10 protein-coding genes are annotated in these 13,823 nt (G+C 72.5%); 2 read left to right on the top strand and 8 right to left on the bottom strand.

Going from position 1 to position 13,823, the window contains the following annotated elements; all coding sequences use genetic code 11:
• Positions 1-5: 5 nt before the first annotated feature.
• Entirely contained in the window at positions 6-2,075 is a 2,070-nt protein-coding gene (locus ACZ5C2_RS07620; protein ID WP_468787610.1) for a neutral/alkaline ceramidase, read from the bottom strand.
• Positions 2,076-2,307: 232 nt separating this feature from the next.
• Here ACZ5C2_RS07620 and ACZ5C2_RS07615 point away from each other — a divergent pair, with 232 nt between their 5' ends.
• Positions 2,308-3,783, top strand: a complete 1,476-nt coding sequence (locus ACZ5C2_RS07615) for a glycoside hydrolase family 76 protein (protein WP_468787608.1) — start codon at positions 2,308-2,310, stop codon at positions 3,781-3,783.
• A 179-nt stretch (positions 3,784-3,962) separates the two neighbouring features.
• On the opposite strand, the gene ACZ5C2_RS07610 is transcribed toward ACZ5C2_RS07615, so the two are convergent.
• The 5 genes from ACZ5C2_RS07610 to ACZ5C2_RS07590 all read right to left on the bottom strand — a co-directional run bounded on the left by ACZ5C2_RS07610 (position 3,963) and on the right by ACZ5C2_RS07590 (position 8,933).
• Positions 3,963-5,564 carry an alpha/beta hydrolase gene (locus ACZ5C2_RS07610; RefSeq protein WP_468787606.1) on the bottom strand — a complete coding sequence of 534 codons (1,602 nt, stop codon included), beginning with the start codon at positions 5,562-5,564 and terminating at the stop codon, positions 3,963-3,965.
• A gap of 108 nt (positions 5,565-5,672) precedes the next feature.
• On the bottom strand, positions 5,673-6,914 hold the full coding sequence (locus tag ACZ5C2_RS07605; protein ID WP_468787604.1) for an MFS transporter: 1,242 nt from the start codon (positions 6,912-6,914) through the stop codon (positions 5,673-5,675).
• A 379-nt stretch (positions 6,915-7,293) separates the two neighbouring features.
• Entirely contained in the window at positions 7,294-8,010 is a 717-nt protein-coding gene (locus tag ACZ5C2_RS07600) for a peptidyl-tRNA hydrolase (RefSeq protein ID WP_468787602.1), read from the bottom strand.
• 34 nt (positions 8,011-8,044) lie between these two features.
• Positions 8,045-8,230, bottom strand: a complete 186-nt coding sequence (locus tag ACZ5C2_RS07595) for a hypothetical protein (protein ID WP_468787600.1) — start codon at positions 8,228-8,230, stop codon at positions 8,045-8,047.
• A 49-nt stretch (positions 8,231-8,279) separates the two neighbouring features.
• On the bottom strand, positions 8,280-8,933 hold the full coding sequence (locus tag ACZ5C2_RS07590) for a TetR/AcrR family transcriptional regulator (RefSeq protein ID WP_468787598.1): 654 nt from the start codon (positions 8,931-8,933) through the stop codon (positions 8,280-8,282).
• A 95-nt stretch (positions 8,934-9,028) separates the two neighbouring features.
• On the opposite strand from ACZ5C2_RS07590, the gene ACZ5C2_RS07585 reads away from it, so the two are divergent.
• On the top strand, positions 9,029-11,257 hold the full coding sequence (locus tag ACZ5C2_RS07585) for an MMPL family transporter (RefSeq protein ID WP_468787596.1): 2,229 nt from the start codon (positions 9,029-9,031) through the stop codon (positions 11,255-11,257).
• Positions 11,258-11,291: 34 nt separating this feature from the next.
• Here the strand turns inward: ACZ5C2_RS07585 and ACZ5C2_RS07580 are convergent, their stop codons facing one another.
• Together ACZ5C2_RS07580 and ACZ5C2_RS07575 are read right to left on the bottom strand one after the other, a co-directional pair.
• The gene (locus tag ACZ5C2_RS07580) at positions 11,292-12,128 is read right to left on the bottom strand and encodes a polysaccharide deacetylase family protein (protein ID WP_468787706.1); all 837 of its coding nucleotides are present in this window, start codon (positions 12,126-12,128) and stop codon (positions 11,292-11,294) included.
• A 114-nt stretch (positions 12,129-12,242) separates the two neighbouring features.
• Entirely contained in the window at positions 12,243-13,766 is a 1,524-nt protein-coding gene (locus ACZ5C2_RS07575; protein ID WP_468787594.1) for an FAD-dependent oxidoreductase, read from the bottom strand.
• Positions 13,767-13,823 lie beyond the last annotated feature (57 nt).

Here is a 13,823-nt window from a genome sequence, read left to right as displayed (position 1 = left end):
GTCGGTCAGCGCACCAGGAATGCCGGCGATGTGCCCGTGAACGGGGTGATGGTGCCGGTGAGGCTTCGGGCGTCGCCGTGGTAGACGATGCGGTAGGGGCCCGGGGGAGTGCCCGGAGGGATGTCCCAGGTGATGGTGACCCGGGAGGCGGCAATGCCGTCACGCTTCCAGTGGAAGCGGGTCGGCCAGTCGCCGTCGTCGGCGATGGTGCGCCAGGTGCCGCCGGCGTCCTGATGCTGGATCTCCAGGTAGGTGTCGCCGCGGTGCAGGTCGTTGCCCGGATGGGCGCCCGCGAAGACGGTCTCGACCCGTTCACCGGCCCGGTGGTTCTCCCGCGGCGGCACCAGCACGTCCCCGAACTTCCGGAGCAGGGGCGGCGCGTCCAGCACCACCCCCGGTTGCAGGGAGAGCGCCTTGCCGGACAGGTCCGGCGGCTTCGGGCCGAGGGGCAGGTCCGTTCCGTCGCGCAGCGCGGTGGCCAGGTCCGCCGCCGTCTGCTGGAGCGCCGGAAGCTGCCAGCGGCCGAAGAGAGTGCTGCCGCCCTCGTACTGTTGCGCGTCGTACTCCTCGGGGGTGGTCAGATAGTGGAAGTACGCGTTCGCGTACCCGGCGACCAGGACGTCGTCGAGGTCCGCGCCCACGATCCCGGCGACCGTGCGCCGCAGCCGCAGACCCGCGCAGACGGTGACCTCACCCGGGATGCCGATGAGGTAGAGGCCACCGATGCGCACCAGCATCACGGGCACCCGCTCCTGCACCCACGGGTAGACACTGTTCATCTCCCCGATGGGCACGAAGACGTCCTTGGGCGCCTGTGCCTGCTTCAACTCCGGTGACACCGTGTAGATCACGGAGTCGGAGATCGCGTCCCAGAAGGGGTTCTCCCCCTCCTCGAAGCCGGGGAAGGCCGGCCCGTCCTCCATGCTGCCCGCCGCCATGGAGGCGCCGACGCATGGCTTCGAGGTGCGGTGGGTCCGTCCGTCACCGGTGAACTCGGGGCGGACGGTGACATCGGAGAGGTCGACGTACACCAGGCGGGAGTCGACCGGGCCGGACAGTCTGGTGCCGGGCTGCCGCACCTGGGCCGCGGCGGCCTCGTACTGCTGGAGTCCGTTGGCGCGGGTCGCCGCGAAGTCCTCCGGTGTCGTGGGCGGCTGGAGGTCCAGGTTGGGGGACATGTCGCCGCTGTTGGTCTGGGCGAATGCCGAGACGAACGCCGGTGAGCCGTCGGACAGGTAGTCGACGTCGTTGACCTCGTGCTCCCAGTGGTAGGCCGCGTAGCCCTTGTTGTCCGCGCTGATGAGCCGGTTGTCCCCGGACATGCTGGTGCTGTGCACGGGGAACCAGTTGACGGCGCCGACCGTCCGGCCGGCCCGTTCCACCCGGAGCAGGGTGGTGTGCGCGTCGACGGCGTCCGGGAAGTGGTCGCGGTCGGCCTTCGGGTTACGGTCGAAGGCCGATCGGGAGCGGTTGACGCTGGCCCCGTTCAACGTGCCGTGGCTGAGCACGAGTTCGGAGGGCGCCAGATCGTCGTGGGCCCGCTGCGCAGCCTCGAACAGGCCGTCCGCCACCGCCTCGAAGGTCGTGCGGTGGAAGCCGAACGTGGTCGTGTTGTACAGCAGATGGTGCGAGTAGCCGCCGGGTCCGGCGTGGGTGTGGGTGGCGGTGATGAGCACGTTCTGCTCGGTGTAGAGACCGCCGTACGCCTCGGCGAGCCGGCGCAGCACCGCCCGGTGCACACTCTCGAAGATCATCGGTGAGTCGGCGACGATCAGCATGACCCGCCGCCCGCTCACCTCGTCGGCCACGACGAACGCCCGCGCCCGCAATCGGGTGTGCAGCCCGGCGGCCTGCTGATCGAAGCGGCCGTAGCCCATCATGCCGACCTCGGCCACCTCACCGGTGGCGTCGGCGATCCCTCGGCCGACGAGGAAACCGGTGTCACGGGCGGCAGGGGCGGCGGCGGTGGCCCGGCTCGGGGCCACCATCTGCGCACCCGTCAGTCCCAGACCGGTGAGGGCTCCCGCCCGTAGGACGGTACGACGGCTGCGTACGGGACGACGTTCCGCGGACATCTGCTGCTCCTCCGGCTCGCACGGCCCCCCGCGGGCAAAACATGAACAACAGTCAAGTTCTGCGCCACCATTGGTACACCGCGCGCCGCACACGCCGCAAGAGGTGTGCCGCACTCTCGGCCCGGCGCCCCGGGGACGCCCGGCAACTCCCGTGCCTTCATGAGTCGTTGACGCTTCACCCACCTGGTACTACCGTGCGGAGAGCGCTCTCGCCCCCCACCGGGAGCAGCCCATGACTCCTGTACGGAGATCCCTTCGGCGGCACCCTGCCGCGGTGCTCGCCCTCGCCCTGTGCGCGCTGCTGCCGCACACCGCGTCGGCCGACGGCACCGAGAACCCAGCCGCCGCGGCGAGCGTCTGCAACAAGTACTGCGACGGCAGGGACCCCGCTCTCTCCCCCGGCGACCGCACGCCCGTCACGGCATCCGTCCACTCACGGTCGGTTGCCCTGCACTTCGACGACGCCGACGCGATGGGCTGGGCCTCCCTCGCCAACGGCAGCCCCGGCGACGAGGTCTGGCTCGACCGCTCCTTCGACGGCGGCCGGACATGGAACGCGGGGAGCGGACTCGGCAACACCAGCGTGCCCGCCGGGCAGCGCGGTTGGCGCACCACGATGTTCAACGTGGACGACTGGGGCGCACACGGCGTCGGCGCGCTGCGCGCCTGCGGCAGGGCCGGTGACCGCCCGGAGATCGCCTGCACTCCCTGGGCGCGCACCACCTGGAACGCCGGCGACCGGCGCACCGCCGCGGCCACCGCGCTGATGACGTTCTACGACTACTCGACGGGCCTGTTCGACACCACCGGCTGGTGGAACTCCGCGAACGCGCTCACGGCCGTGATCGACAGCATCCGCGTCTCCGGCACGGGCAGTTACACGTACGCCATCGCCCGCACCCACGACCTGAACCTGACCGCGCAGGGCGGGCGGTTCCGCAACGACTACCTCGACGACACCGGATGGTGGGGCCTGGCCTGGGTGGCCGCCTACGACCTGACCGGCGACAGCCGCTACCTCGCCACCGCCCGCACGGACGCCGACCACATGGCCGCGTACTGGGACGCCACGTGCGGTGGCGGGGTGTGGTGGAGCACCGCGCGCACCTACAAGAACGCGATCAGCAACTCCCTGTACATCCAGCTCAACGCCGCGCTGCACAACCGGACACCGGGTGACAGGACCTACCTGGACCGGGCACGGGCCGGCTGGTCCTGGTTCCGTGGCACCGGCATGGTGAACGGCTCGCATCTGGTCAACGACGGCATCGATCTCAGCACGTGCCGCAACAACGGCGACACGGTGTGGTCGTACAACCAGGGCGTACTCCTCGGTGCCCTGACCGAGCTGTACCGGGCAACGGGTGACGGTGCCCTGCTCACCGACGCACGACGGATCGCCCACGCCGCCACCGCATCCTCCGCCCTCAACACGGCGGACGGCATCCTGCGCGAGCCGTGCGAGAGCGGCACCTGCGAGCCGGACGGACCGTCGTTCAAGGGAGCGCACGTGCGGGGCCTGGGCGAACTCGACGCGGCGCTCCCGGACCACCCGTACACCGCCTACCTCCGGCGCCAGGCCGACCGTGCCCACGCGAGCAACCGCAACGCCCTCGACCAGTACGGGCTGCGCTGGTACGGGCCGCTCGACAAGGTGGACGCGGCGCGCCAGCAGAGCGCCGTCGATCTGTTCAACGCCGTGCCCTGACACCGGCGACGAAGGGAGCGCGGGAGGCCCTCCCGTGGCCGACCGGAACTTCGGCGAACGGATCCTGCGGCCACACCCCCCGGCCAGACGGACCGGCGCACCCGGGCCAGTGCCCTCGCGGAGCCCACCGCGCGGCCGGGCCCGGGTGTCCGGTCCAACTGATCACCGGTGCGGCAGAGTTACCGCTTCCCCTCCAGCGGCTCGTGCTCGCACACGCTTCCGTGAGCGGGAACCGTGCCGTCAAGGAGATAGGCGTTGACCGTCTCCTGGACACAGCGGTTGCCGGAGTCGTACGCGCCGTGCCCCTCGCCCTTGTAGGTGAGTTCGACGCCGACGCCCTTGCCGAGCTGCTCGGCCATCCGGGCGGCACCCTCGTACGGGGTGGCGGGGTCACCGGTGTTGCCCACGAGCAGGATGGGCGGCGCGCCGGGGGCCCGGACGTCGGGGTGGTCGGCCTTGCCGGGCACCGGCCAGTCGGTGCATTCCAGCGCCCCCCACAGCATGGTGTCACCGAAGACCGGTGAGGCCTCCTCGAACGCGGGCGCCATCTCCAGGACGTCGTCCACGGTGTACCGGTCGGCGCGGTCGGCGCAGGTGATGGCGGTCTGGGCGTCCTGCTGGTCGCTGTAGCCCCCGGCGTGGCGGTCGCCCAGGGCGTCGGCGAGGTTCAGCATGGTCTCGCCCGCGTCCCGGGCGAGCAGCTCCAGGCCCACCTCGAGAGCGGGCCAGGCCGACTCCAGGTAGAGCGCCCGGATCACCGCATCGAGGAGGAGGGAACCGGTCAGCACCCTGTCCCCGTCGAGGGTCAGCGGATCGTCGTCCAGCGCCGCCTCCAGCTCGATGACCGCCGCCGCCACCTCGTCGGCGCTGTCGCCCAGCGAGCAGCCGTTGCTGACGCACCACTCGGCGAAGTGGTCGAAGGCGAGCTGGAAGCCTCCGGCCTGCGCCAGCGCCTCCTCCATCTGGTCGAGCGTGGGGTCCACGACCCCGTCCAGGACGGCACGTCCGACGTGGCGGGGGAACAGGTGGGCGTAGACACCGCCGAGTTCGGTGCCGTAGGAGATCCCGAAGTAGTGCAGCTTGCGGTCACCGAGCAGGTGCCGCATCAGGTCCATGTCGCGGGCGGCGTCCTCGGTGCCGACGTGCGGGAGCATGCGGCCGGATTCCCGCTCGCAGGCCGCCGTGTACGTCTCCTTGGCCCGCAGGACGGCCCGCACCTCGTCGTCACCGTCGTCCGGGGTGTCGTCCTGCTCGGCCATCTCCTCCATGGCCTCGGCGTCGAGGCAGGTGACCCCGTTGCTCTCGCCGACTCCCCGCGGGTCGAAGCCGACCAGGTCGTAGCGGGCGCGGAGCTTTTCGTAGTCGGCGGCGAGGGCGGGCAGGGTGGCGACTCCGGACTCCCCGGGGCCGCCGAAGTTGAACAGCAGCGAACCGATCCGGTCGGCGGCGTCGTCCGCGCTGGACCGGGCCCGGATCAGGGCGACGTCGATCGTCTCGCCGTCGGGCTTGTCCCAGTCCAGCGGGGACTTCAGGGTGGTGCACTGCCACCGCGTGCCGTCCGGCAGCGGCTCGGGGGCCTCTCCTCCACCTTGCAGGGGGGACGGGGCGGGGCAGTCCTTCCAGCTCAGGGACTGCGCCCATATGCGTCCACGGTTCTCCTCACCGGGCCCGCCTCCACCACCCGCACCGCTCTCGCCGGCCCGGCCGCAGGCGGCCAGGGAGGAGAGCAGTACGGCACCGGAGAGCAGGGCAGCAGCGGCTGTCGCAGGTCTTCTAGGCATGCGCCCAGCCTCCGGCCGCCCCACCCCCTCCGCACGGTCGCACGTCCATCCGGGCGAACGGGCGGGCCGCACCGGAGGCGACCGCGCCCGTCAACCGCGCTGTAGGGCTCACTGTTGTCGGCGGGCCGTCTCCGGTCCCCCGTGGGTGAGGCCGCGGACCTGCGGCGCCAGCAGGGTGAGGGCAGTGACGACGACGATCAGTACGGCACAGCCCGCGAGGGTCTCCCGGATGCCGGCGACGTCGGCGACGGGCCCGGCCGCGAGCAGCCCCAGCGGAGCGAAGGCCAGCGAGCCGAACCACTCGTAGGAGGCGACGCGGGACAGCGACTCCTCGGGAATCTCGCGTTGGATGGTGGTGGACCACAACACGGCGAAGACGTCGGCGGCGATGCCCGAGCCGAACATGGCCGCGGCGACGGCCCAGACGGGCGCCGAGGCGGCCAGCAGGGCGATCGGGGCGGCCGCCGGGAAAGTGGCCAGTACCGCCACCAGGACGGGTCTGCCGACCCGGACGCGGGCGGCGAGACCGGCTCCTGCGATGGTGCCCAGGGCCTGGGCGGCGACGATCACGGACCAGGCGCGGGCTCCGCCCAGCTCCTGTTCCGCGACCAGGGGGCCGAGAACCCCGGCGTTGGCGTTCAGGCATGCCACCACGACGGTGTACTGGGCGACGACGGCCCACAGCCACTGACGGGAGGCGAACTCCCGCCAGCCCTCCTTCAGATCGTCCCAACCGGACGACGTCTTCCCCGGCCGGCCGGGGACCCGCAGCCGCGCGGTGAGGAGCGCGCTGACGACGAAGGACACGGCGTTGAGCGCGAGCGCCCAGCCCGCGCCGATCCACGCGACGGTGACTCCCGACAGGGCGAGCCCGAGAAGCAGGGACGTGTTGGTGCCCACGCGCAGCAGACCGTTGGCCTGCTGCAGTCGGCCCGCCGGCACCACGAGCGGCACCAGTCCGTCCATGGCGGGGGAGAACAACGCGGTCGCGGTGCCGGCCACCACCGCCAGCGCGCACATGAGGACGAGCGGCGCATGCCCCGAAAGCACCAGAACGGCCAGACCGGCGTAGGCCACCGCGCCCACGACATCGGCGACCACGATCAGGCGAGCCCGCGACATCCGGTCGGCGATCACCCCGCCGGCCAGGATGAACGCCAACTGCGGCAGCGCCTGGCAGGCCAGTACCAGCGACAGCCGCCCCGGCGTCGCACCGGGCAGCGCCAGCACGGCGAAGGCGAGCGCCACCCGGGCGAACCCATTGCCCAGAACCGAGATGGTCCGCGCCGAAGCGAGCAGCAGAAACTGCCGGTCGCGCCAGAGCGCCGGGTGATCCGAAGCGACAGCCACGCCGCCGCACCCTACGCGGCCCCTTCGGAAGGACCGACGGAATCGGACACCGGCCGGTGAGATCGGGCCGCGGTGCGGGCGGCGAGCGGGAAGCCGTCGGCCGAGATGCGTGGCGCGACGCCGACGTTCAGGCGCCGGTGCAGCGGGCGTCATGGTTGCCCCGACGCCTTGTCAGCCGCGGCTTGAGCCACGAGTTGCCGTAGCGCTCGGGGGTTTCGCAACAGGTGAAAGCGTGCCAGGACGGTGTCGGCCGATCGGGGCCGGACGTCCAGGACGTCATAGGGTCCGAGGTCCGGGTCCAGAAATCACCGTTCGCTCCATGGCCGCCACGGTGACGCGGCGGAAGCCGGACATCAGTCCGGCACGGTGACGGCCGGGCTCACCGCAACGCCGGATGGTCCGCCACCACCGTGTACGAGCCCGGGGCGATCTCCGTGAAGCCCGCGTCGCGGACCTTGGGGAGGGTGCTGGTGATCAGGGCGGGCCAGTGGGACGGGGTGGCGGGGCGGACGGTGAGGGGGAAGTCCGTGGCATGCCAGGTCTCCCGGGCCTCGGGGGAGAGTGCCAGCCAGGCCAGTTGTGCGCCGTGGCCCGCCTGGGCCATCGCCTTGCCGGCCGACATGGTGAGGCCGGGGTTGAGCCAGAGGGTGGGGACGCCGGGGTCCGGCGGGGGGACCGGGTCGGGATCGTCGAGGTCGGTGCCGGAGACCTGGAGGCGGGCCAGGTCCTTGGGCCAGCCGTCCAGGGGGACCGGCGGGAAGACGCGGACCTCGGCGGACTTGCCGGTGACGGTGAGGCCGGGGAGCGCTTCCGCGCGGCGCCACTCCGCGCCGCGGGCCCGGCGCACCACCTTGCGGATGCGGCCGTCCTGCCAGTCGCGCATCGCCTGCGCCCACTCGCCCTCGCCCACCGAGCGCTCGTCGGCCAGCATCGTCAGCACCGCGCGGGCCGCCGTCTCCAGGGCGTCCGTGCGGGCCGGGGGTGCCATCCGTTCGATGCGGACCACGAGGGGCAGGACGAACTGGGGTGCCTGGTCACGTGCGGCCGGGTCGGGGCGGAAGGGGCTGTCGGCGGCAGAAGATCGGTCGGTGCTCACGGAGCCCAGTGTGCCAAGCCGCGCGGCCTATGCGTCAGCCCGCACAGGAGGTGCGTTCGGCCTCCCGCCATTCGCAGACCGGGCACATGGTGATGCCCCTGTACGACTCCGGGTACTCCGTCGGCTCCTGGCACAGCACGCAGTCCGCGTACGGAGGGCCGTCGGCCCTGGGGGGCCTGGAGACGTCGATCAGGCAGTAGTCGTTGTCGGTGTCGCTCATGCCCCCAGCGTAGGCCGGGCGCGTCACCGGCGGTCCGGGCACGGCGGGTTCAGCGGGCGGACCCGCCGCTCGGCCCGCCGCCGTGTGGTCCACCGCCTCGGGGCGGGCGGCGCGCGGGCTCGGCCAACGCGAGGCGGAGCGACGGGGTGTAGGTCCGGATTAATTCATCGGACGGCATGGAGGCGAAGGGTTCCAGCCGCAGGATGTAGCGGGTGACGACCAGGCCGGCGATGTGGGCGCAGAACACACCGGCGCGTCTGCGGGCGTCCGCCCCGCCGATCCGGCCGGCGATCTTGTCGATGATCTCCCGCTCCATCATCTCCCGTACCAGCCCGGTGATCGCCGGGTCCTGGGTGGCACCGGCCACCAGGACGCGCAGCGGTGCCCCGGACCGCGGGTCCTCCCACAGGGCGAGCAGATCGCGCAGGGCGCGCTGGGGGAAGGTCACCGGGTCGCCCTCCGCGGTGCGGGCCAGGGTCTCGGCGGGGTTGACGGCCAGTGCCATGGCCGCCCCGAACAGGCCCTTCTTCGAGCCGAAGTAGTAGCTGACCAGAGCCACGTCCACGCCCGCCTCGGCGGCGACGGCGCGCAGGGTGACGGCCTGGTACCCGTCCTCGAGGAAGCGGCGTCGCGCGACCTCGAGGATCTCCGCGCGTGTCTCGGGCTTCCCCGTCCTCCGGCCGCGCGACCGGGAATTCATCATGGTTGAGATCCTACGGCCGGGCGGGCGACCCTGCCGGTGTTCCCACCCCTCGGCGGGGCCGTCCCGGACCCCGCTCCTCGCGATGGAGGACCGGCGTGCTCTCTGCCCTGGCTCGTTTCTCGGTGCGGCACCGATGGTGGGTGATCGCGCTCTGGCTGCTGGCCGTGGCCGGGGCCGCCCTCGGCGCGCGGGTGGCCGGCGGCTCGTTCACCAACGACCTCACCCTCGCGGACACCGACTCCCAGGCCGCCTACGACACCCTGCGTGAGCGGTACCCGGACCTGTCCGGGGACGGTATGCAGGTGGTGATCCACAGCGACGCGGGCGTGGCCACGGCGACGATGAGGACCGCGGTCACGGACGCCGTCACCGCGGCGCGCGACGCGCGGGACGTGGCGGTGGTCCAGTCGCCGTACGGGCCCGGCCCGACGATGGTCTCCGACGACGGGCGTACCGCCCTCGCGACCGTCCAGTTCACCGAGCGGGCCAAGGACGTGCCCGAGGAGTCGGTGGAGGCCGCCCAGGAAGCGTTCGGCCCGGTACGCGACGCCGGCGCCCAGGTCGAGTACGGCGGCGCCGTGCTCCAGGGTGAGCACGGACCGTCGGGGAGCGAGGTGATCGGCCTGGCGGCCGCGGTGCTGGTCCTGCTGGTGGCCTTCGGGTCGGTGCTCGCCATGGTCGTACCGCTGTTGACCGCCCTGTTCGCCCTCGCGCTGGGAATGTCGCTCATCACCGTGGTCGCGGGCGTGACCACCATCGGCACCTCCGGTCCCGTGGTGGCGGCCATGATCGGCCTCGGTGTGGGCATCGACTACGCGCTGCTCGTGGTCACCCGGCACCGGGAGGGCATGCACGCGGGGCACACCCCCGAGGAGTCCATCCCGCTCGCCCTGGCCACCGCGGGCAGATCGGTGCTCGTGGCCGGGGCGACCGTGATCGTCGCGATCCTGAGCCTCTACCTCATCGGCATCCCCTTCGTCTCGGCCCTCGGACTGGCCAGTTCCCTCACGGTGGGGGCCACCCTGATCGCGGCGGTCACCCTGCTGCCGGCCGTCCTGGCCGTCTTCGGAACCCACCTCGACCGGTTCCGCGTACGCACGCCGCGCTTCGACCACGGCACCGGACGGGCCGGTGGCTGGCACCGCTGGACCGGCCACGTCCAGCGGCACCCCTGGCCCTACCTCCTCGTCTCCACCGTCGTCCTGATCGCCATGGCGCTCCCGCTGTTCTCCCTGCGCCTGGGCACGGCCGACGCCGGTTCGGCGCCGGAGGACACCACCGAGCGTCAGGCGTACGAACTGGTCGCACGGGACTTCGGCCAGGGGTGGACGGGACCTCTCGTGGTGACGGCACGGTTCGCCGAGGGGGAGTCGGCGGCGGAGGTGAAGCAGCAGGCCACCGAGGTGCGCACCGGGCTGGAGAACGCGGAGGGGGTACAGGAGGTGCGGCCCCCGCGGCTGGACGACACCGGCACCACCGCCCTCTACACCGTCGTGCCCGAGGGCTCGCCGGACGACGAGTCGACCGAGCGGCTGGTGCACCACCTGCGTGACGACGTGCTTCCCGGGGCCGCGCCCGGGGCCGAGGCGCACGTCGGCGGTTCCACCGCCACCGCCGTCGACCTCGCCGACCGGCTCGGCAGCCAGATGGCCTGGTTCATGTCCTTCGTCGTGGGACTCAGTTTCCTGCTGCTCATGATCGAGTTCCGGTCGCTCGTGCTTCCGCTCAAGGCGGCGGCGATGAACCTGCTGTCCGTGGGGGCCGCGTACGGCGTCGTGGTCGCGGTCTTCCAGTGGGGCTGGGGCGCCGGGCTGCTGGGCGCCGAGGCCGGGCCGGTGGAGTCGTTCGCGCCGGTCATGCTGTTCGCCGTCCTGTTCGGACTGTCCATGGACTACGAGGTGTTCCTGCTCAGCCGGGTGCAGGAGGAGTACCGGCGGTCCGCGGACGCCGGTGCCTCCGTGCGCGACGGCATTGCCGCCACCGCTCGCATCATCACGGCCGCCGCGTCGGTCATGGTCGTGGTCTTCGGCAGTTTCCAGCTGAACGACGAGCGGACCGTCAACCTCTTCGGTTTCGGTCTGGCCGTCGCCATCGCGATCGACGCCACGCTCGTACGGCTCGTCCTGGTGCCCGCCGTCATGGCGCTGCTCGGCGAGCACGCCTGGTGGATGCCGCGCACGATGAGACGGTTCCTGCCGCGTCTGCCGGGACACGCGGTGGCCCCGGCACCGCTTCCGTCCCCGGGGGCCGGGGAGGCCGGTGCCGGGTCGCCGGCGGCCGTGGACCGGGAGCGGGGCGAGCCGGCCCCACAACCACGGCGCTGAGTCCGGCAGTCGGCAGTCCTCCTGTGGTACCGGGTCACTTCCCGGTGGCGCGGGCGCCGCCCGGTTCCGCCGCGATCAGTTCGGAGACCTTCACGAAGCGGTACCCCTGGCGGCGCAGTTCGGGGACGATCGTCCGTACGGCCCGTTCCGTCGCCGGGGCCGCGCTGCGGGTGCAGTGCAGGACGACCACCGAGCCCGGTCGTACGCCGTCCAGGACCTGTCGCGCCACCGCGTCAGCGTCCGTGGCGAACGCGTCGCCGCCGACCACGTCCCACTGCACTGCCGTGACGCCGGCCGGGACCAGGGCCTTGAGCGCCTGACGGTCGTAGCAGCCGCCGGGGAAACGGAAGTACGGCATCGGATCGCGCACCCCCACCTTGCGGAACACCGCGTACGCCCGCTCCACGTCCGCCCGCATCCGGTCGGCGGCGATGGTCGGCAGGCCGTAACAGTCCCCCCTGAAGGCGTAGTGGCTGTAGGAGTGGTTGGCGACCTCGAAGAGCGGGTCCCGGCCGATGGAGCGGGCCTGGTCCGGGTACTCCTCGGCCCAGCGGCCGGTCATGAACACCGTGGACGGCACCTTCAGCGCGCGCAGGGCGGCGATGAGCTGCGGGTGGTCGAAGTGCTCGCCCGCCGCGGCTCTCGGGCCCTGGTCGGCGGTCATGTCGGCGTCGAAGGTGAGCGCGACCGTCCTGTCGCCGGTGCGCGGTCCGTGGCTGAACACCGGGGTCAGGCCGGCGGGGCCGGGGGCGAGGGTGGGCACTGACGGGACGGCGGGGGAGGCCGAGGGTGCTGGGCGGGGCGTCTCGGGAGAGGGCCGGACAGTGGCGCAGGCGGTGAGTGAGGTGGCCAGGAGGCAGACGGCGGCCATCCGATGAGTAGGTGTGATCACCGCATGACGGTATGAGGTGTTTTACAGGGATTGCTGGCGCTCGTCGGCGGGCGGGAGTGAGTGTCACCCGGTCGGCGGGGCCCGCCCCGGGTGTCAGATCTCCCGCCGCTCCAGCGGCCGCGTCGCCGGGCCCTGGATCACCTTGCCGTCCGTGTCGAAGCGGGAGCCGTGGCAGGGGCACTCCCAGGCGCGTTCGGCGGCGTTGAAGTCGACCAGGCAGCCCAGATGGGTGCAGCGGGCCGAGAGGGCGTGCAGGCTGCCGTCGTCGTCGCGGTACACCGCGAGCCGGCTGCCGTCGACGCGCACCACCGCACCCTCACCCGGGGGCAGCGCCTCCACCGGCGGTGACGGACGCAGCCGGTCGCCGACGAAATGCCTGGCGACCTGTGCCTGGTGCTTGAGGAACGACGGCGCCTCGCGCACGGCGGAGGCCAGGCGGCGCGGGTCGTACAGGCCGCTCCACTCGCGCTCCTCACCGGTGATCTGCGCGCTGAGCAGCAGGCCCGCCATCATGCCGCCGCTCAGGCCCCACCCGCCGAAACCGGTGGCCACGTAGGTGTGCCGGGCCCCCGGGTGCAGCGGACCGACCAGCGGGACGGTGTCGGTGGGGTCGTTGTCCTGGGTGGCCCAGGAGTGGGTGAGCTCCACCTCGGGGAAGTGTTCGCGGGCCCAGGCGGAGAGGCGGTCGAAGCGGGCCCGGGTGTCGCCCGTGCCCGGGGTGAAGTGCTCACCGGTGACCACGAGCAGGCGCCGGGTGCCGTCCGCGCCGTAGGGGGCCGTCCGGACCGAGCGGGTGTTCTCCTCGGTGGTGATGTACATGCCGTCGGGGTCCTGGCCGGCCGGAATCGGTCCGGCGACGACCAGCTCGCGGCGCGGAGAGAGACGGGTGAACAGCAGCGCCCGGTCGAACACCGGGTAGTGGGTCGCGACCACGACGTCGCGGGCCGTCACCAGGGCCCCGGTCGACGTGGACAGCCGGCACGGGGTGCCTTCCTCCAGGCCGAGCACGGTGGTGTCCTCGTGGAGGCGCCCGCCGCGCGCGACGATGTCCCGGGCGAGGGCCAGCAGGTACTTGCGCGGATGGAACTGGGCCTGCCCCGTCACCTCGACCGCCCCCGCCACGGGGAACGGCAGGCCGGTGTCCGTCACGAACGAGGCCGGCAGACCGGCCTCGCGTGCCGCCCGCGCCTCCGCGCGCAGCTCCTCCACCCCGCTCTCGTCACGGGCGAACGTGTACGCGCTGCGGCGCTCCCACTCGCAGTCGATGCCCAGCTCGGCCACGACATCCGCCGTGTGCTCGATCGCCTCGGACTGGGAACGCGCGTACAGCCGTGCGCCCTCGCTGCCGCGGGTGCGGCGGAGCTTGTCGTAGATCAGTGTGTGCAGGGCGGTGACCTTGGCCGAGGTGTGTCCGGTGACGCCGGCCGCGATCCGCCCGGCCTCCAGCACCGCGACGCTCTTGCCGGCCCTGGTCAGCTCCCACGCCGTGCACAGCCCCGCGATGCCCGCGCCGATCACGGCCACGTCGACCTCGAGGTCGTCGGTCAGCGCGAGATGCCGCCCGTCCTGCGCGGTCTCGAGCCAGTACGAGTCGCCGGTCCGCTGCTTCTCCGTCATGCGGGGCCGAGTACCCCGATGGGTGCGGTTCAGCGTCCGGAGTCCTCCCACTTGCGG

Source organism: Streptomyces sp. NPDC031365 (assembly GCF_055569765.1).
This window is presented reverse-complemented; position numbering and strand designations above follow the sequence as displayed.

Bases quoted from the DNA above. Each gene is read 5' to 3' on its own strand.
- ACZ5C2_RS07620 (WP_468787610.1), bottom strand. From the start codon at position 2,075: ATGTCCGCGGAACGTCGTCCCGTACGCAGCCGTCGTACCGTCCTACGG.
- ACZ5C2_RS07615 (WP_468787608.1), top strand. From the start codon at position 2,308: ATGACTCCTGTACGGAGATCCCTTCGGCGGCACCCTGCCGCGGTGCTC.
- ACZ5C2_RS07610 (WP_468787606.1), bottom strand. From the start codon at position 5,564: ATGCCTAGAAGACCTGCGACAGCCGCTGCTGCCCTGCTCTCCGGTGCC.
- ACZ5C2_RS07595 (WP_468787600.1), bottom strand. From the start codon at position 8,230: ATGAGCGACACCGACAACGACTACTGCCTGATCGACGTCTCCAGGCCC.
- ACZ5C2_RS07590 (WP_468787598.1), bottom strand. From the start codon at position 8,933: ATGATGAATTCCCGGTCGCGCGGCCGGAGGACGGGGAAGCCCGAGACA.
- ACZ5C2_RS07580 (WP_468787706.1), bottom strand. From the start codon at position 12,128: ATGGCCGCCGTCTGCCTCCTGGCCACCTCACTCACCGCCTGCGCCACT.
- ACZ5C2_RS07575 (WP_468787594.1), bottom strand. From the start codon at position 13,766: ATGACGGAGAAGCAGCGGACCGGCGACTCGTACTGGCTCGAGACCGCG.